The 18,008-nt window shown below is 73.4% G+C and carries 12 protein-coding genes; 6 read left to right on the forward strand and 6 right to left on the reverse strand.

Annotated features, from left to right (window positions below):
* Positions 1–115 precede the first annotated feature (115 nt).
* Positions 116–4,819 carry a HEAT repeat domain-containing protein gene (locus ACWD0Y_RS21085; RefSeq protein ID WP_450261864.1) on the forward strand — a complete coding sequence of 1,568 codons (4,704 nt, stop codon included), beginning with the start codon at positions 116–118 and terminating at the stop codon, positions 4,817–4,819.
* A 6-nt stretch (positions 4,820–4,825) separates the two neighbouring features.
* On the opposite strand, the gene ACWD0Y_RS21090 is transcribed toward ACWD0Y_RS21085, so the two are convergent.
* Complete coding sequence (locus ACWD0Y_RS21090; RefSeq protein WP_450261865.1) at positions 4,826–6,367, reverse strand: ATP-dependent DNA ligase; 1,542 nt, start codon at positions 6,365–6,367, stop codon at positions 4,826–4,828.
* Between the two features lie 51 nt (positions 6,368–6,418).
* Between ACWD0Y_RS21090 and ACWD0Y_RS21095 the strand changes: the two genes are divergently transcribed.
* The 4 genes from ACWD0Y_RS21095 to lepB all read left to right on the forward strand — a co-directional run bounded on the left by ACWD0Y_RS21095 (position 6,419) and on the right by lepB (position 8,705).
* Complete coding sequence (locus ACWD0Y_RS21095) at positions 6,419–6,853, forward strand: SRPBCC family protein (protein WP_450261866.1); 435 nt, start codon at positions 6,419–6,421, stop codon at positions 6,851–6,853.
* A gap of 204 nt (positions 6,854–7,057) precedes the next feature.
* Positions 7,058–7,297 (forward strand): DUF397 domain-containing protein, encoded by a 240-nt coding sequence (locus ACWD0Y_RS21100; protein WP_450261867.1) that lies wholly within the window; start codon positions 7,058–7,060, stop codon positions 7,295–7,297.
* Between the two features lie 159 nt (positions 7,298–7,456).
* Complete coding sequence (locus ACWD0Y_RS21105; protein ID WP_093802765.1) at positions 7,457–7,957, forward strand: glycosyltransferase family protein; 501 nt, start codon at positions 7,457–7,459, stop codon at positions 7,955–7,957.
* A gap of 94 nt (positions 7,958–8,051) precedes the next feature.
* Complete coding sequence (lepB, locus tag ACWD0Y_RS21110) at positions 8,052–8,705, forward strand: signal peptidase I (protein ID WP_450261881.1); 654 nt, start codon at positions 8,052–8,054, stop codon at positions 8,703–8,705.
* Positions 8,706–8,783: 78 nt separating this feature from the next.
* Here lepB and ACWD0Y_RS21115 read toward each other — a convergent pair whose 3' ends face one another.
* From ACWD0Y_RS21115 to ACWD0Y_RS21135, 5 genes are all read right to left on the reverse strand, one after another.
* Complete coding sequence (locus ACWD0Y_RS21115) at positions 8,784–11,021, reverse strand: terpene synthase family protein (RefSeq protein WP_450261868.1); 2,238 nt, start codon at positions 11,019–11,021, stop codon at positions 8,784–8,786.
* Between the two features lie 170 nt (positions 11,022–11,191).
* Entirely contained in the window at positions 11,192–13,177 is a 1,986-nt protein-coding gene (locus tag ACWD0Y_RS21120) for an N-acetylmuramoyl-L-alanine amidase (protein ID WP_450261882.1), read from the reverse strand.
* Positions 13,178–13,395: 218 nt separating this feature from the next.
* Positions 13,396–13,668: a YkvA family protein gene (locus ACWD0Y_RS21125; protein WP_093802769.1), complete on the reverse strand. Its 273-nt coding sequence runs from the start codon at positions 13,666–13,668 to the stop codon at positions 13,396–13,398.
* 147 nt (positions 13,669–13,815) lie between these two features.
* On the reverse strand, positions 13,816–14,838 hold the full coding sequence (locus tag ACWD0Y_RS21130; protein ID WP_450261869.1) for a glutathione S-transferase family protein: 1,023 nt from the start codon (positions 14,836–14,838) through the stop codon (positions 13,816–13,818).
* Between the two features lie 198 nt (positions 14,839–15,036).
* The gene (locus ACWD0Y_RS21135) at positions 15,037–16,233 is read right to left on the reverse strand and encodes an ROK family protein (protein ID WP_450261870.1); all 1,197 of its coding nucleotides are present in this window, start codon (positions 16,231–16,233) and stop codon (positions 15,037–15,039) included.
* 164 nt (positions 16,234–16,397) lie between these two features.
* Here ACWD0Y_RS21135 and ACWD0Y_RS21140 point away from each other — a divergent pair, with 164 nt between their 5' ends.
* The gene (locus tag ACWD0Y_RS21140) at positions 16,398–17,888 is read left to right on the forward strand and encodes a sugar ABC transporter ATP-binding protein (RefSeq protein ID WP_450261871.1); all 1,491 of its coding nucleotides are present in this window, start codon (positions 16,398–16,400) and stop codon (positions 17,886–17,888) included.
* Positions 17,889–18,008 lie beyond the last annotated feature (120 nt).

Genomic DNA, 18,008 nt, shown 5'->3' on the forward strand with positions numbered 1-18,008 from the left:
TGGGATCCGATGCTGTACGGGTGTCCCGTCCTGCCCGTACCATGCCCCGCCGCCAGGACGCGGTGCGGGGAAATCTCGCTGGTGGTGCGGTGATTGCCCCACATACCATCCGACCGTGACGACACCGGCGGACGAACCCCTGCACGATGCGGTACGCCGGACCGGCAGGCCGGCCGGCGGCCCCGGCGCCGGGACCTGCTCGCCGGCCCTCTTCCACCGCCTCGTCACGCACGAGGACCCCCGCCAGAGGTACCGGGGACTGGTACTCCTGGCCGAGCGGCTGGAGACGGACCGCACCATCGGTGAAGCGGACTTGGCGCGGTTCGCTGAGGCGCTGCCCGGACCCATGGTGGAGCCACCGGAGGCGGCGCTCGTTCTGGCGGGGCTGTACGAGCGCCTGCGACCGCACCTCGGCGGACGGCGCCCGCCGCCGTGGCGTACGGCTGGACTGCCGGCAGAGGTACGGATCGCCTGGCTGCGCGCGGAACTTCTCCACGATCCGGCGCTGGTGCGAAGAGAACCCCCGGGTGAACTCCTGTACCAGGCCGTACGGGAGACCAGTGTCACCGGCGCGCACCGCCCCGGCCACCCCGACCGCCTCGTGGCCGAACTGGCGCGCAGCGGTGACCCGGTGCTCCGGGCCGAGGCCCTGCGGCTGGCCCGGGAGGGGCTGCACGCCGGAGTGCTGGCCCCCGCGCTGGTCCGCGAGCACCTCGTCGGCATGCTCACCGGCGGCAGCGCCGATGTCGTGGCCGCCGTACTGGGCGAACTCACCGCGCCATGGGCGGCGCTGCACCCGCTGCCGCCCGCATGCCTGTCCCCGTTCCTCTCGGCCGGCGCGACGGCCGAGAACCCCGGCGTGGCCGATGCCGCGCTCGCGGCCGCCGCCCACCACGGGCACCGCGATGTGCTGCGCCGGGCCGTCGGGAATCCGGACCTGGCGCCGCGCCTTCGGCGGCGGGCGCTGGAACGGCTCGGCGACCTGGCGGAACGCGGCGACATCGGTGAGCTGACGACCGTCGCCGCACAGGACCCGCTGCTGCTCGGCGGACCGGCGGTGACGTGCCTGCGCGGACTCCACCGGCGCGGGCACTTCCCGGACGACCGGGTGGTCCCGGCCGTCGTCGGCCTGGCCCTCGCCGACCACACGATCGACCCCGGGGAAGTCGCGACGGTCCTGTTCACCTGCCGTCAGGAGATGTTCCGGGTGCTGGTGGAGGCGGCCGCCGACGATCCGAACTGGCCGCGGCGGCTCGCCCTGCTGGTGGCCCTGGCCGGGCAGGGGCCGGGGGAGCTGCCGATCGGGGAAGCGATCACGCGGATGCTTCCCCTGTCGCCGGTGCCCGGACCGTTCCTCGACGCGATCCGCCGGCTGCGCCACGCGGACGCCGAAGACGCCGTGATCGCTCTCCTGCCCGCCGCGCCCTCGGCGGCCCTGAAGACCCTGGAGGCCATCGGCGGGGACCGGACGGCGGCGGCGCTGGCCGAAGGGCTCGGCCTGCCCCCGGACGCGGCGCCGGACCAGCCCTTGGGGGTGGTCGCGCCCCACCTGCGCGCCGTACGCGGCCGGGCCCTTGAACTGCTGTGGCATCTGAGCCACGAGCCGCACCAGCGGCACGGCCTCCTCCTCCGTCTCGACCCCGCCGACCTGCCGGCCCGTGTCGCGGCCGATCTGGGCGCCCCCGACGAGCGGGAACTGGCCCTCCTGCGCTCGCACCTGGACCCGGACGAACCGGTAGCGGCGCTGTGCAGGCTGGCCGCCCACGGGGGCGCCGGCACGCTGCCGTTCATCACGGACCTCCTGCTGGTCGTCGTGCGCGAGACGGCGGCGTCCCGGGAGCCGGGCGGAGCCGGCGCGGATCACGGCCCGGGGCCCGGCAGCGGAGGACAGGCCAAAGAGCCCGAGGTGCCTCAGGAGGTCCTGGAGGCCCTGTACGCGCTGGGCCGCCGCCTTTACGAGCGCGGGAAGATCAGACCGGTCTGCCTGCTCGACGCGGCGCACGCACGCGAGGCCGGCCACGCACTCGCCGCCACCCTGGCGCTGGATCTGCTGGACCGGCCCGGGCTGTCCGGCGGCGAGCAGTCGACTCTGCTCGAACTGCTCCTCAGGGTCCCCGCCCCCGGCCCGCACATCCGCCCACGCGTGCACCGCCTGCTGCGCTCCCGCGACCGGCACGTGCGCAAGCACGTCATCGCGCTGCTCGCCCGGGACGCCGCGGGAGACGACGCGCAGGCGTTGTCGGCGACCCTGATCACGCTGACCACCGCCCAGGACATCCAGACCGTACGGCAGGCGCTGCTGGCCCTCGGCCACGCGCGGGCCCGCTGGGCATGCGCCGCGGTCGCCGCGTGCCTCGGCCACCCGAACATGAACGTCAAGAAGACCGCCGCCGGGGTTCTGGTCCGGGCCGGCACACCCGCCGCGGTACCGGCCCTGCTCCGCCGGCTCGGGCGCCACGACAATCCGGGGCTGCGCGCCGCACTCGTCGAGGCACTGCGCGCGATCCTCGGCGACGCGTTCGCGGCGACCGTCCTCGCCGCCGCCGAACGCGGCGAGGACGGCCGCACGCGCGAACTGCTCCTGACCGGCCTCGGCGGCGTACTGCCGGCGCGCTCGGTCCTCGCCCTGGACGGCCAGGGATCACCGGCCGCACCGGTGCTGCTCGCCCTGGTGGCGGACGGCCGGGTCGCCCTCGCTTCCGGGACGGCCGCGGACCTGGCGGTACTACTGGCCAAGCACGGCTTCACCGCTCCCGCCGCCCGGCGGCCGGAGCCGGGCCCGGAGGGAACGGACACCGAGGTCACGTCGCTGCTGACCGAGGGCTGGGACCCCTCCGTCGCCCTGCGCATCGCGGAGAGACCCGGGCCGCCGCACCCCGACCGGCTGCGGGAGCTGCGGCCCATGCTGGCGGACTGGCTGCGCCTGGCGGACTCCGCGCCCACGGTACGCAGCCGCGTCCTGCGGTTCACGATGCGGCTGTGCCCCGCCCCCCGGGCGGCCGGGGAGCCGGCGGTCTTCGCCCGGCACGTCCAGTGCCTGCTCGACGAGCTCGCCGACGGGCCGGGCGGGGAGAGCGGACACGACCTCGTCGCGCTGCTCGAAGCGGTCGCGCCGGCCCTGACAGCCGTCGAGAGGTTCTCGGTGGCGGCCGCGGTACGCGCACTGCCCGCCGGAGCCGCGGGAGGCAGGTCCCTCCTGACGCTGCTGCGGGGTTGCGGTGCGGTGCTGGTCCGTAGCGATCTCGACCGGTCCCTCGCCGAGGTCCGGCTCGGCGCCGACCCCTGGCGGGCCGAGACGGCCGTGCTGCGCGACGCGTTCACCGTCCCGCAGCCGCCTGTTCCCGTCGAGGCCGGCACCACCGGCACCACCGGCACCACCGGCACCACCTGCACCGACGCCGAGGCATGGCAGGCGGCGCTGCATGAGGCAGTACGTACGCCAGGCGCCCTGGAGGAGTTCCGCCGCCGCACCGCCGACGGCGTTCCGGGCTCCCGGGACCGCCTGAGCGCGCTGATCGGCGCGTACGCGGCCGCCGGCCCGGAGGTCCGCGTGGCTCTCCTCGACTGGATGACCGCCCTTCAGCCCCTCGGCGCACCGCCCTGGACCATCGCGGAGACAGCCGCTCCGGCCCCGGCCCGTGCGGCGCGAGCCGTCCGTGGCGGCGATCTCGACCAGCCGCGTTCGGCCGCACAGCGCGAGCGTCTGCTGGCCATGCTGGAATCCGCCGCTCCGGACCGCAGGGACGCCGCCGCCCTGGCGCTCTCAAAGTGGCCCGAGCCCGAAGTCGCGGTTCACGTCATGCGAGCGTTTCTCCGCGGCCGCGTCACGGTGCCCGGCCAGGCGTGCCCGGCCCGCACACTGAGCGCCATCGGCGAGACGGAACTCCGCACCGGCGAGATCCTGCCCCACCGGGTGATCCGCACGGCCCTGCGGTTCGAAGACCCGGCGGACCTGCTGCCGCTGGTCCCCCTGGTGCTGCGATGGTGGGAGCACGGCCCGCCCGCCGTCCGCCCGGAGGCCGGACAAGCACTGCGCCGTGTCCCGGCGGACGCGCTGGCGGAGCTCCTCGGCGACCGTATCGACGCCGGTGCCCTGGGTCTCCTGGACCTGCTCGCGGGCCGTCCGCTGCTGCGCACTCCGGCACTGGAACGGACCTGCCGGCGACTGCGCACCGGAGGACGCGACGACCTGGCGGACGGACTCCGTCTCGTCGACGGCCCGTTGCGGGGCCCGGACGCGGGGCGCCGGGACACCGCCGCGTCGGACGCGCTGCGCGAACGCGCGCGAGCCGCGCCGGCCGGCGCTCCCCGCCCTCCGTCCCGGGAGGAACTGCTGGCCCTGGCCCGGACCGGCGATCCCGAGCGGATACGCCGGGCTCTCACCCGCCTGGCCGAGGAGCACCGGGCACCGGGCCCGGGCCCGGACAGGGATCTGGAGGCCCTGATCGGTGAGCTGCTGAAGCACCCCAGGCCCAAGGTCCGCCTCCACGCCCACCGGACCTCGCGGACGATGTTCGACCGGCAGACCCATCTCCGCCACACAGCGGTCCTGCTGGACGACCCCCAGCCCGACGTGACGCGTATGGCGGTCCGGACGCTCTGCCACGCGGCGTGGGAACCCGTGGTCCCCGCCCTGGTCGACATGCTCCAGCACTCGCACCCCGCGGTGCGCAGGGCGGCACGTGAGGGACTGGTCCGTATGAGCACGTCGGCGGTCCCCGCCCTGCGGCACGCCGCCGACCACGCCCGCCCCGACAGACGGTCCCTCTACACGGACCTGCTCGGACAGATCACGTCCGCGCCCGCCGACGGCGGGTAGGAGCGTTCAGTCCGCCGCCCGCACCGGACCGGTGGCGAGGACGGTGGCGACCGTGTCCGCCTCGGTGGCCGGTTTGTCCTCGCGGTGGCGCACCACACGCGCGAAACGCAGCGTCACCCCTTCCGGGTAGCGCGTGGACCGCTGGAGCCCGTCGTAGGCGACCTCGACGACGAGCTCCGGACGTACGGTCACCACATGACCGCTGTCGTCGGTCGCCAGCTCCCGCAGCCGCTCCGTCTGCCAGTCCAGCATCGCGTCGGTGAGTCCCTTGAACGTCTTGCCGAGCATGGCGAACGTACCGTCGGGCCGCCGTGCCCCGAGATGCAGATTCGAGAGTTTGCCGGTCCTGCGGCCGTGCCCCCACTCGGCGGCCAGCACCACCAGGTCGAGCGTGTGCACGGGTTTCACCTTGAGCCACGAAGCGCCGCGCCGCCCCGCCTGGTAGGGCGAGTCCAGCGCCTTGAGCACCACTCCTTCGTGACCGCGCTCCAGCGTCCGCGCCAGGAAGTCCTCGGCCCGCGGCGCGTCGCCGGGACCGGTCACCACCGTCCGGCGTACGCGCATCGGCTCGGGCACCAGGCGCGCCAGCCGCTCGTACCTGTCCCGGTAGGGCAGGTCCAGGAGGACCTCGCCGTCGAGCGCCAGTACGTCGAAGAAGACGGGCGACAGGGGCAGCGCCTCACGGGCCGCCGCCACGTCGAGGCGGGAGCCGACACGGCCCGCGATGTCCTGGAAGGGGCGCGGCCCGCCCTCCGCGTCGAACGCGATGACCTCGCCGTCGAGGATGAACCGGTCACCGGCCAACCCGGCGGCGGCCGAGGTCAGTTCCGGTACGCGGTCCGTGATGTCGTCCAGGGTGCGGGTGAAGACGCGCACCCACGCCCCGTCACGGTGCACCTGCACCCGGACACCGTCCAGTTTCTCCTCCACGGCGCACGGCCCGAGCCTGCCGACCGCCGCGGCGACGCCCTGCCCGGGGTGCGCCAGCATCGGCGGCACCGCGCGGCCCACCCGGAGGCTGAACTCCGCGAGCGCCGCGGGCCCCCGGGCCAGCAGTGCCCGGCCGACCGCGACCAGCGAACCGCCCAGCATCACCGCCCGGCGCACCTCGGCGGCGGGCACCGAAGCCGCCGCGGCCAGCCCCTCCGCCGCCAGCGCGTCCAGAGCCCCCTGCCGCACCTCTCCCGTGAGCAGCCCGAACAGGAACCGCTGCTCCTCCTCCGTCACCGCCGCCATCAGTTCCCGCACCAGCCGCCCCCGCCGCGCCTGCGCGCCGGGCCCCGAGATCCCCGCGAACCCCGTCAGAGCCGAGTCCACCTCACCCACGGTCAGCGTGGGTTCGGCGGCGGGGGCGACGGGCTCGCGCAGCAGGTTCCAGCCGATCCCGACACGTCCCTGGGGGAGGCGGCCCGCCAGGTAGGGGATCACGATCGGTACGTCGTCGGGCCCCGCGCTCCGGAAGAGCTCCGCCAGCAGCGCGGTCTTGCGCGAGCGCGCCGACGTCGAGGCGATCTCCCGCGAGACCCGGGCGAGTGTGGCCAGCAGCATGTCCTCCATCCTGCAACGGCGCGCGCCGTCGCACAGCTCTAAGGTCGGGTGGTGGCTCTCTTCCGTATCGAACGCCGAACGCCGCTGCCGGCCGACGAGGCGTGGCGGCGCCTGACCGTGTGGGAACACCACGCCGCTCAGGTCCCGCTCACCCGCATCACCGTCGCCACCCCGCCGCCGACCGCCGAGGGGACGGTGCTCGTGGCCCGTACGGGCCTGGGGCGCCTGGGCTTCGACGATCCGATGGAGGTCGTGGCCTGGGACCCGCCGGTGCGGGGCGGCGCCGGCCACTGCCGGCTGGAGAAGCGGGGCAGGGTGGTTCTGGGGTGGGCCGAGATCGACGTACGCCCCGCCCGCAGTGGGGCCGTGGTCGTCTGGACGGAGGAACTGCGGCTGCGTGGGTTCCCCCGGGCGCTCGACGCGGTGATCGTACGGGCGGGACGGGTGGTCTTCGGCCGGGCGGTGAAGGGCCTGCTCGGGGCGTAGGGGCGGGGCGGGTGCCGCCCCGAGGCGCACGTACGGCACGAGCGGCGTCCGGCCCGGCCCCGACGCCCGCCGCGCACGGCCCGCGCCCTGCCGCGCACGGCCCGCGCCGCCGCACACGGCCCGCGCACTCCCGTCGCGGCCTGTCCGTCGCCCGGGACGATCGCTAGGCTGACCGGCGGACGACGAACCGGGAGGAGCAGGGACGTGGCCGAGGGCATCACCGCGCAGCGGCTTGCGGGCTGGGGCAAGCCGGAGCTGGACCTGAGCAGAGCGGACTGGCAGTCGGGCAGTCAGGGGGCCGGCGACGTTCAGATCGCGTTCGTCGAGGGATTCATCGCGATGCGCAACGCCGCCAGACCCGGCAGCCCGTCACTGATCTTCGACCCGGCCGAATGGCGTGCCTTCGTGCGGAACGCGCGGGACGGCGCCTTCGATCTGACCTGAGGGCCCGCGGCCGCGCGCAGTCCGTCGCCGTACGGGCTGGACTCCAGCCCGTACGGCGGAGCACCGGACCCGCCGGCCGCGTCCCGAGCGGCCGGGGGCGAGCCGCGCACCGGCCCGCCCCGGCGCCGGAAGCGCGCCCGGGCCACGTACCATGGCGGCATGTCCTTCCTCCGCCGCCGCCCCTCCGCCACGCCCGCGGGCCCGGAATTCGATGTCCTGGCCATGGACCCGGGCGACTGGCCGGGCAACCTCGGAGCGGGCCTGCTGCCCGCCCCCGACGGCAGCTGCCAGGGTGTCTTCCTGCGCTACGACCTGTTCGGCGGCCGCGGCCCCGCGATGATCATCGGCAACCTGCCGGAGGGCTCCCCGGCCCGGGAGCTCGCCGAAGGGCAGGTGCCCTTCGAGGTGGCGCAGCTGCTCGCGGCGCTCGAGAACGACGAGCCCGTCGAGGTGGTCGACAGCGAGGACATGCCGGTGATGCAGGGCGACAACCTGCTGATCGTGCGCCGCATCAAGCTCTCCGAAAGCCGCATCTCCTGCGTACAGTTCGACCGCAGCGACAATGTGCTCGTCACCATCGCCAGCTGGGACCGGCCGATCACCGACGACCTGTACGCGCTGCTGAAGCCCCTGCCCGCGGAGCTGTTCCAGCAGGGTTGAGTTCCGTGTGAGGCGAGGAGCGGTTGTGGGAGACGTGGCGGTCGGCGTACCGGAAGCACGGCATCCGAAGGTGAAGAAACAGCGTCCCTTCTGGATGGAACTCCCGCTCCTCGTGGTGATCGCGCTGCTGCTGGCCCTGTTCGTCAAGACGTTTCTGGTGCAGGCGTTCTCCATCCCCTCGGAGTCCATGCGGAACACGCTCCAGAAGGGTGACCGGGTACTCGTCGACAAGCTGACCCCGTGGTTCGGATCCGAGCCCGAGCGCGGCGAGGTCGTCGTCTTCCACGACCCGGGCGACTGGCTGAGGAACGAGCCCGCACCGCGGCCCAGTGCGGTGCAAAAGGCGCTCGGCTTTGTCGGACTGATGCCGTCCGCCGAGGAGAAAGACCTGATCAAGCGGGTCGTCGGGGTCGGCGGCGACACGGTGGAGTGCGAGGGCGCGGGCCCGCTGAAGGTCAACGGCAAGGCGCTCGACGAGCCGTACGTCTTCCCCGGTAACACGGCCTGCAGCACGGACCCGGACGGGCAGTTCAAGGTCACCGTACCCAGCGGTCATCTCTGGGTGATGGGCGACCACCGGCAGGCGTCCGGGGACTCCCGCTACCACCGGCACGAGCCCGGCGCCGGCATGGTGCCCGTGGACGACGTGGTGGGGCGCGCGGTGGTGGTCGCCTGGCCGGTCGGCCGGCTGGACAACCTGCCGGTCCCCGCGACCTTCGACCGGGCGGCCACCGACGCGCGGCGCTGACCGCCTCCTCTCCCGTCTCCGGCGAACAGGCCGTACGCGGCGGCCCGTTCGCCGGCGCCGGGCGGTGTGCGGGCGGTGTTACGCGTGCGCCGCGGCCGGCCGGCCCAGCAGAGCGGCGACCCGGGCGGCCGAAGTGCCCGGCCCGGTGGGGCCGCTCAGGTGCCACGGCGCGCCGCCGGCCCCGCTCCGCAGGTCCTCGTCGCGGTAGCGGACGCACCCGCGGTGCCAGTTCAGGATCCCGGCCAGCCAGTCCTGGAGCTCGCGCACATAGCCGTCGAGGATCTCGCGGGCCTCGGCGTCCAGCGCGAAGTCGTCGTAAAGGAGCGGCAGTTCCAGCTCGATGACATGCTGGAACTGCCGCATCCGGCCCTTCATCAGCTCGTGCACCATGTCGACCGCCGTCGGGTAGTCGACCCCGAAGAAGTTCTGCACGACCAGGACGGCGTTGTGCACCTCGCCCTCGTACTCGATCTCCTTCTGGTACGAGAAGAGGTCGTTGAGCAGCGTGGCGTAATCGACCGCGGAGTTCTCCAGCGAGCGGATCGTCCCGCTGCGGTAGACGGCGTCGGGCACCCGGTCCCCGTGCGAGAGCCGGCACAGCCGCATCGTCATGTCCGCGCCGAAGGTGAACCGCCGCATCTCGATGTAGTCCACCGGGTCGGGAACGCGGTGGAGCGCCTGATTGGCCAGCTCCCACTCCCAGCTCATGATCATGTCCTCGACCGCCTTGCGGAACGTACGCCGCGAAGCGTCGTTCATCGGTCCGGCCGTCCGCTCCCACAGGTCGGCGAGCCCTCGTTCCATCGCGTCGGACGGCTCCGGGACGGGCTCCCCGTCCAGTGGCATGAACAGCCGCAGCCGCTCGTTGGCCGCGTGCGCCCCCGCCAGGTCGCGGGTGCGACCGTAGATCACCGGGTACAGGTCGTCCCCGTACGTCCCCCAGGTCAGCCAGTTCGACGACAGGTCGAGCTCCTGCGGTGTGGCGTCCGGCTGGAGGCCCGCCGAGCACAGGGGCAGGTCGATGTTGCGCGCCCGCCGCTCGTCCCAGACGTGCGACGCGGGCCGCCCCGGCTGCGGCTCCAGCATCCCCATCCGCCGCGCCCACGCGATGTTCCGCTCCCGCGCCCCCGCCAGGTGCGGACTGAGGGCGAGCCGGTACGGGAGGTCCAGGTCGGGGATCAGGGACGGGCCCACGTGCTGGTACGGCACGTGCGTATGCCTGCGCAGACGGGCCGCCTCGGCCCGCGGAGTGAAGCGGACCGTCGCGGCCGCCGTGCCCCAGCCGCTCGCGGCGGGACCGGCCGCCGCCCTGCTCCCGCCTCCGCCCCCGTTCATGTAGCGGCTGGAGCGCATGTGCCACTCGTGTCCGCCCGACTGCCAGTCCTGGAGGCCCTTGGTGTACGCCAGTACGGCAGCCGTCTCGGCCGGGGTCAGGCCCTTCTCCGCGCACAGCGGCCCGACTTCGGTGAGCGCGGTGTTCTCGAACTGCTGGAGCCGCGACGTCAGCAGATCGTTCACGGCATCGGCGGCCTCCTGCGTCGTACAGCCCAGGAAGTGCTCCATGACCAGCACGCCGTTGCTGTTCTCGCACTCGTCCTCGACCTCGCGCTGGTACGAGAAGAGGTCGTTGCGCAGGTGGACGGCGTCCGAGAACGCGTCGCGCAGCACACCGAGCGCCCGCGAGTGGGCCACCGGCGCCGGGACCTCGGCGTCCGACGCGAACTCGACGATCCCCGCCGACCAGGGCGCGCCGCCGACCTTCCGGCGCATCTCGATGTACTCGACGGGGTTGGCGATCCGGCCCTCGTCCATGTTGGAGAGTTCCCACAGGGACTCGTTCAGCAGGTTCCGGGTCGCCTCGGCGAACCGCTCCCGCCACGCGCCCGTCATGCTCGGCACGGTCCGCGCCCAGAGATCCGCGAGCCCCGCCTCGACCGGGTTCTCCGGCTCCGGCACACCGTCCGCCAGATCCATCGGCATGAAGGCCGGCAACCGGTCCAGGTACCGCTTCCCGCCCTCCCGGTCCAGGGACCGCTTGAAGGTCTCCAGGAAGTGGTCGTCGAAGAAGAACACCCACACGTACCAGTCGGTGACCAGCGCCAGCACTTCGGAGGAGCAGTCGGGATGGGTGTACGCGCAGAGCAGCGCGTAGTCATGCGCTTCGAGGTCGTGCTCCTCCCAGATGCCCGAGCCCTCCAGCATCTCCATCCGGCGCGCCCACTCCCTCGTGTGGCGACGGGCCTCGTCGACATGAGGATTGAGCCGCGCCGGGTACGGAGCGTAGAAGTCCGGCAGGGTGAAGGGCTGTTGCGCCATGTACGTCCGGCCTTTCAGGGACGTCCGCGCACCCACCGCGGCGCGGACCGGTCAGTTCCGGCCCAGCCCTACCCGTCGCCCGTACGGCGCACGCCCCACCCCGATTAGTCATACGAAAGGGCGCCGTCGCCGGCCGTGGCCGAGAGCGCCCCGTCGCCGTCCGCGGTCCGCTACGGCCGGAGTACGCGCACGTCAGAGGCTTTCACGTAGGCGACCCGGTGCCCGAACTGGATCTCGTAGTACACCTCCTCGCCACGCACCACCCGGTGCCCCGCGGTTTCGAACGTCGGCGCGAAGAAGTACTCGCCCGGTGCACGGTCGCCCACCACGTACCTCTGCCCGGCGAGCAGCTTGTACGGCAGCGGCGAGAGGGCCTGCACCGGGACCGGCGTCCCCGCGTACGCCGCGGCCTCCGGGTAGGCCCGCCCGTACACCGGCACGTCCGTGGCGCCGTCCTCCGGCGTCAGCAGCAGCCCCCGGGAGTTCACCGCGGTCGGCTGCCCGCCCGGATTGTGGAACCAGGCCTTCTGGCCGAGGTACCAGATCGCGGTCCAGTCGCCCCTGCGCTCGGCGACGGCGTACTGCTGCCCCGTCGAGGCGCGCGCGCCGGTGTCGTTGACGCCGTTCGTCGATTCCTGGCCGCCGGGGCGCAGGCCGATGTCCTTCACCAGCGGCGCGTCCTCGGCGGGCGCGGTGTGCAGCCGGACGGCGCCCGAGCCGTGCGGGGCGCACGGCTGGCCGGCCTTCACGCAGCCCGTGTAGAGGGGCTGGTGCTTCGCGTACCGGGGCCGGATGGTGACCACGGCGCTGTCCGGGCCCGCCGACGGGGTGAAGGGCCTGCCGAGCAGCTTGAAGTAGTGCGCCCAGTCCCAGTACGGGCCCGGGTCGGTGTGCATCCCGCGGATGGTGGCGGTGGTCGTCCCCGGGACGTTGTCGTGGCCCAGGATGTGCTGCCGGTCGAGCGGGATGCCGTACCGCTTCGCCAGGTACTTCACCAGCCGCGCCGACGTGCGGTACATCGCCTCCGTGTACCAGGCGTCCGGCGAGGTCAGGAAGCCCTCGTGCTCCAGACCCACGGACTTGGAGTTGACGTACCAGTTTCCCGCGTGCCAGGCCACGTCCTTGAGCGGCACGTGCTGGGCGATGTGCCCGTCCGACGAGCGCAGCGAGTACTGCCAGGACACGTACTCCGGGTTCTGGACCAGCTGGAGCGTCGTGTCCCAGGTGGCCTCGGTGTCGTGGACGACGATGTAGTCGATGCCCTGGCCCGCGGGGCGGTCGCCCTTGTCGTGGTTGCCGTAGTCGCCGTCCCCGAACTCCTCGTACGGGGCCGGAATCCACTCGCACGCCACCGTCTTCGGACACTCGGTGAGTCCCGTGTCGGCGGTCCGCAGCCCGAGGTCCGCGGCCTGCGTACGGTCGGGCGCGAGCCCGGGAGCGCCGGGCAGCGAGACCCGCTGGCCGCTGTCGGTCGTACGCCGCTCACCCGCCCGGATCACGTCGTACACGTCGTTGGCGTACGTCGTCGCGGTCGCCGTGTCGTCGGCTCCGGAGAAGCGGGCGACCGCGCCGTACCAGTCGGCCGGGTCGGCGCTGAGCGGCTGCCCGAGCTGCTTCTGCGCGGCGGCCAGGAGGGCCGCCCCGCCCCGGAGGTTGGCCGAGGGGCTCCTGCGCAGCTCCGCGGCCGGCAGCCCGGTCAGCGCGGCGGCCCGCTCCAGCGTCTTCAGCCGGGCCGGGAGTTCGGACACCTCCGGCACTCCGGCCTCACCGCCGGTCCGCGCGGGGCGGGCGTCGTCACCGCGCGGGTCCTCCCCGGAGTCCGTGTGGTGCGGCGCCTCTTCGAGCGCGGCCCCGGCATCGGTGAGGTGCATCGGGCCGTAGCCGCCGGTCACGCTCGGCGCGCCGCCGTGCGTGTCCCAGCGGGACTGCAGGTACGCCACCCCGAGCAGCACGCTCTGCGGCACCCGGTACTGCGCGGCGGCCGCCGCGAAGTCGCGCTGCAGCGCACCGGAAGCGGGGTGCGCGGGCTGCTCCGCGGTGGCGGAGGGCCCGGCCGACAGCAGCGGCAGAACCAGCGCGGCGGACACCACGAGACCCCCCGCCTGCCAGACACGTCTGCGCGCGCTCGTGGATCGTGGCGTGACGGATCCTTGCAATGCGGCCTCCAGGGACGGGTGGTGCACGAAGGGCCTGCGGGCGGGACGCGATGACAAGGGGTACCGGCTCCCGGACGATCCGTCAATGAGGCTCGGCCGCAGGGACTTCGCACGTCAGCACGGGCGCGGCGGAGGGTTTCGCCGCGACGGCACGCGGGCCTGCGACGCGTCAGTGGTGTGAACCAATGGCCGTGCCCGGCAGGTGCGTTGCCGTCGGATCAGCCCGGGTCGCGGTCGGCGCGCAGCGACCTCAGGGCGAGCAGCAGTACGCCGATGTCGTCGAGGTACACCGGGTCGGGCATCAGGTCCGCCGGCAGGACGAGGTAGGCGACAGCGGCCCAGAAGGCCCAGGGACGCCCCTCGGGCAGTCCCGCCCGCCGCAGGCTCCGGCGGGCGCGGACCAGCCGTACGAGCACGGCGACCGCCACGGCGAGCGTCGCCACCGCCAAGACCACGGCGACGACGAGCAGCACCCAGGCTTCTGTACTCATGGAACCTCCCGGACGGCTCGCGATCACACGCTCTCCTCCCCTCGTCTGCCCGTCCGCAGAGAGGTTCAGGCACCGGACGGCAACGCGTGCGTCCGTCCGGGCGGGGCGGGCCCCTTCCTCCTCCGCCCGGCTTCTTCCCGCAGGCCCTCAGCCGCCGGACGGCACCCGCTCGGCCGCCGGCGCCGGCCCCGGCGGCGTACCGTCGCCGAACGGGCGGCCGCCCAGCTCCTCACGGTGATGCGGCGTCATCCAGCCGGAGAGATCGGGACCCAGCGGCACGATCGCGGTCGGATTGATGCCGGTGTGCACCTGGTAGTAGTGGCGCTTGATGTGGTCGAAGTCGACGGTGTCCCCGAAGCCGGGCGTCTGGTAGAGGTCACGCGCGTACGCCCACAGCACGGGGTTCTCGGTCAGCTTCCACCAGTTGCACTTGAAGTGGCCGTGGTAGACCGCGTCGAAGCGCACCAGCGTGGTGAAGAGCCGGATGTCCGCCTCCGTGATGGTGTCCCCGACCAGGTAGCGGTGGTCCGCGAGCCGCTGCGCCACCACGTCCAGCCGCCGGAACACACCCCGGCAGGCGTCCTCGTACTCACTCTGCCGTGTCGCGAAGCCCGCCCGGTAGACCCCGTTGTTGACGTCGCGGTAGACGCCTTCCATCACCTCGTCGATCTCCGCGCGCAGCGGCTCCGGATACAGGTCGGGTGCGCCGGGCCGGTGCAGCGCCGTCCACTCGGTGGCGAGGTCCAGGGTGATCCGCTGATAGTCGTTGGTGACCAGCCTGCCGCTGGGTACGTCCACGATCGCCGGGACGCTGACTCCGTCGGGGTAGTCCGGCTCCCGCGCCTCGTAGGCCTCGCCGAGGTACCGGATGCCGAGTACGGGGTCGCGGCCCCCGGGGTCGAGGGTGAACCGCCAGCTGCGGTCGTCCTGGACCGGATCCGCGACGGCGAGGGAAAGGGAGCCCTCCAGGCCGAGCAGCCGTCGTGAGACCAGCGCGCGGCTCGCCCACGGGCAGGCGCGGCTCACCACGAGCCGGTAGCGGCCGGCCTCGACGGGCCAGCCGTCCTTGCCGTCGGCCGTGATGCGGTCCGCGAAGTGGCTCTTCGCCCGCTTGAAGGGCTTCTTTCCGTACGCGGCGTTGCCGTCCGTGTCGTCGTGGGCGCGACTCATCGTGACTTCCCTTCCCGGCGGGGCCGGTGCCGGATGGTGTTCTCTTCGTACTGACGGAGAGCCTTCCCCGTCATCGCCCGAGGCCGCACCGTCCGGCGTGCAGGCGGGTGACACCGCGTGTGCCACCGGCCTTCCGGTTCCGAACGCTTCCGGACGTCCTCGAATGCGGCCGCATGTGTCCGGACGCCCCGGGAAGCCCTAGGACGCCGCCCGCGCCAGTGCCCGGTCCACCTCCGCGGGGGACAGCGCGTGCTCGATCGCGAGGATGCCGGCGCCGGCCGCCGCCGCGTTCTCACCCGTACGGCTCGGCTCGATCCGCAGCACATGCGTCGCCAGCGGGTGCGACCGCCGGTACACCGCCTCCCGTACGCCCGCGAGCAGCTGGTCGTGCACGGCGGCCAGCGCCCCGCCGAGCACCACCGTGTCCGGGTTGAAGAAGTTGACCAGGCCCGCCAGCACCTCGCCGACCGCGCGGCCCCCCTCGCGCACCATCCGTACGGCGTCCCGGTTGCCGGACTTCACCAGCCGTACGACGTCGCTGCCGGAGGCCGCGTCAAGACCGAGCCCCGCCAGCCGGGCCGCGATCGCCGAACCGCCCGCGACCGCCTCCAGACAGCCGGAGTTCCCGCACCGGCACAGATCCCCCTCGTCGCCGACCCGGATGTGCCCGATGTCGCCCGCACAGCCCTGCGCGCCGCGGTGCAGCCGCCCGTCGGCGACGATGCCGCAGCCGATCCCCGTACCCACCTTGATGTACAGCAGGTAGCGGCAGTCCGGGAACGCGGTCCGCTGCTCGCCGAGCGCCATCACGTTCACGTCGTTGTCGACGAGCGCCCGCACCCCGAACCGGGCCGCGAAGAACTCCGGGATCGGATACTGGTGCCACCCCGGCATGATCGGCGGATCGACGGGCCGCCCCGTCGAGAACTCCACCGGCCCCGGCACGCCCACCCCGATGGAACGCAGCGTGCGCGGCTCCAGGTCCGCCTCCTCCAGCAGCGCGTGCAGCGTGCGCTCCACATGGCGCAGTACGGAATCAGGGCCGTCGGCGATCGACAGCGGGTCCTCCCGCGCGGCGAGCGTCGCCCCGCCGATGTCCATCAGCGACACCCGGCAGTGCGAAGCCCCGAGGTCCACTCCGGCCACCGCGTGCTCACGGGTGCGCAGCTGGAGCCTGCGGGGCGGCCGTCCGCCCGTCGAGGGACCGTCGGCCTCCTCGTCGACGAAGCCGTGCGCGACGAGCGCGTCCACCCGCTGGGAGACGGTGGAACGGGCCAGTCCGGTGAGGCGCGCGATGTCGGCCCGCGTCGTCACCGCCCCCGAGCTGATCAGCTTCAGCACCTGGCCGGGCGAGTGGGCGGTGGCGGAACTGCTGTGATCCGTCGACCAAGACATGGCCGTCACCTTAGGGACGACTTCCGCTGCTCACAAGGCAGTCGATGTTCGATTGTCGGCATAAGTGCGGTCCAACTCACCGTATTACCAAGCTATTTGAGCCCTTGACAGGTCAAAGCCGGGTCACGACATTGCTGTGCAAACGCTTTCTGAGGAGCCAGGCGATGCTGACGATGCAGGGCGTGTCCAAAAGCTTTCTCGGTGTGAGAGTGCTGCACGATGTCGGCCTCGACCTCGGACCCGGCGAAGTGCACGCCGTCGTCGGGGAGAACGGGGCCGGCAAATCCACCCTCATGAAGATCCTGGCGGGCGAGCACACCGCCGACACCGGCACCATCACGCTCGACGGCACGGAGCACACGTTCGCCCACCCCGCGCAGGCACAGGCCGCCGGAATCGGCATCATCCACCAGGAGTTCGCGCTCCTCGAACACCGGACCGTCGCCGAGAACGTCTTCCTCGGCCGGGAGCCCACCCGGCGCGGCCTCGTCGACCGCCGGGCCATGGAACGCCGCACCGCCGAACTCCTCGCCGAGATCGACGAGACCGGCATCACGCCCCGGACCCCCGTCCGCGACCTGTCCGTGGCCCGTCAGCAGACCGTCGAGATCGTCAAGGCCCTCGCCTCCGACGTGCGCGTCCTCGTCATGGACGAGCCCACCGCGCCGCTCGCCGACCACGAGGTGGAGCTCCTCTCCGCGCTCGTCCGCCGCCTCGCCGCACGCGGGCTCGGGATCCTCTACATCTCGCACCGGCTCCGCGAAGTCTTCGGCCTCGCCCGGCGCATCACCGTCCTCAAGGACGGCCGGCGCGTCACGACCCTGCGCACCGAGGACACCCGCGTCGACGAGGTCGTACGGGCCATGGTCGGCCGGGACCTCGGTTCCTACTACCCGCCGCGCGCCCGCCCGGAGGAGATCGGCGAAGCGAGGCTCACCCTCACCGGCGGCGGCAACGACCGTGTCCGGGGCGTCGACCTCACCCTCCGCGCCGGCGAAGTGGTGGGCGTGGCGGGCCTCCAGGGATCCGGCCGTACGTCGCTGGCCCGCGCGCTGTTCGGCGCCGCGCCCTTCACCACCGGAACCATGACCGTGGGCGGCGCCCCGCTGCGGCCCGCGCGCCCCCGCCAGGCCATCCGCGGCGGCATCGCCCTGGTCACCGAGGACCGCAAGGCGGAGGGACTGGCCCTGCGTCAGTCCGTACGCGACAACGCCCTCCTCGTCACCCGCGCGGTCCCCGCCCGCGACAGGCCCCGGACGGCAGCCGGGGGACTCACCGCCCTTCTCGAACGCGTACGCCTGCGCGCCCACGGGGAGGACCAGCAGGTCCAGTACCTCTCCGGCGGCAACCAGCAGAAAGTCGTCGTCGCCAAGTGGCTGGCGGCCCGCCCCCAGGTGCTCCTCTTCGACGAACCGACCCGGGGCGTCGACGTCGGGGCGAAGGCCGCGATCCACACCCTCGTGCGCGAACTCGCCCGCGAAGGTCTCGCCGTACTGATCATCTCCTCCGAGCTCCCGGAGCTGATCGGCATGAGCGACCGCATCCTCGTCATGTCCGAGGGCCGTCTCGCGGGTGAACTCCCCGCCGGAGCAACGGAAGAAGCCATCATGCGCCTGGCCACGCGTGGCGCCGCCCCCCAGGAGGGCGCCGCATGAGCACCCCGCCCCGCCCCTTCCCGCACCGGGGCCCCGCCCCGGCCCCCGCTCCCCGGCCGGAAGGGCTCAAGGGTGCCGCACCGGGGATCGCCGGGCGCGGCCACGTCGGGAGGGGGCTCC

The sequence above is a fragment of the Streptomyces altiplanensis genome (assembly GCF_053591575.1).

Bases quoted from the DNA above. Each gene is read 5' to 3' on its own strand.
- ACWD0Y_RS21140 (WP_450261871.1), top strand. From the start codon at position 16,398: ATGCTGACGATGCAGGGCGTGTCCAAAAGCTTTCTCGGTGTGAGAGTG.
- ACWD0Y_RS21090 (WP_450261865.1), bottom strand. From the start codon at position 6,367: ATGCTGCTGGCCACACTCGCCCGGGTCTCGCGGGAGATCGCCTCGACG.
- ACWD0Y_RS21135 (WP_450261870.1), bottom strand. From the start codon at position 16,233: ATGTCTTGGTCGACGGATCACAGCAGTTCCGCCACCGCCCACTCGCCC.
- ACWD0Y_RS21105 (WP_093802765.1), top strand. From the start codon at position 7,457: ATGTCCTTCCTCCGCCGCCGCCCCTCCGCCACGCCCGCGGGCCCGGAA.
- ACWD0Y_RS21115 (WP_450261868.1), bottom strand. From the start codon at position 11,021: ATGGCGCAACAGCCCTTCACCCTGCCGGACTTCTACGCTCCGTACCCG.
- lepB (WP_450261881.1), top strand. From the start codon at position 8,052: ATGGAACTCCCGCTCCTCGTGGTGATCGCGCTGCTGCTGGCCCTGTTC.
- ACWD0Y_RS21125 (WP_093802769.1), bottom strand. From the start codon at position 13,668: ATGAGTACAGAAGCCTGGGTGCTGCTCGTCGTCGCCGTGGTCTTGGCG.
- ACWD0Y_RS21130 (WP_450261869.1), bottom strand. From the start codon at position 14,838: ATGAGTCGCGCCCACGACGACACGGACGGCAACGCCGCGTACGGAAAG.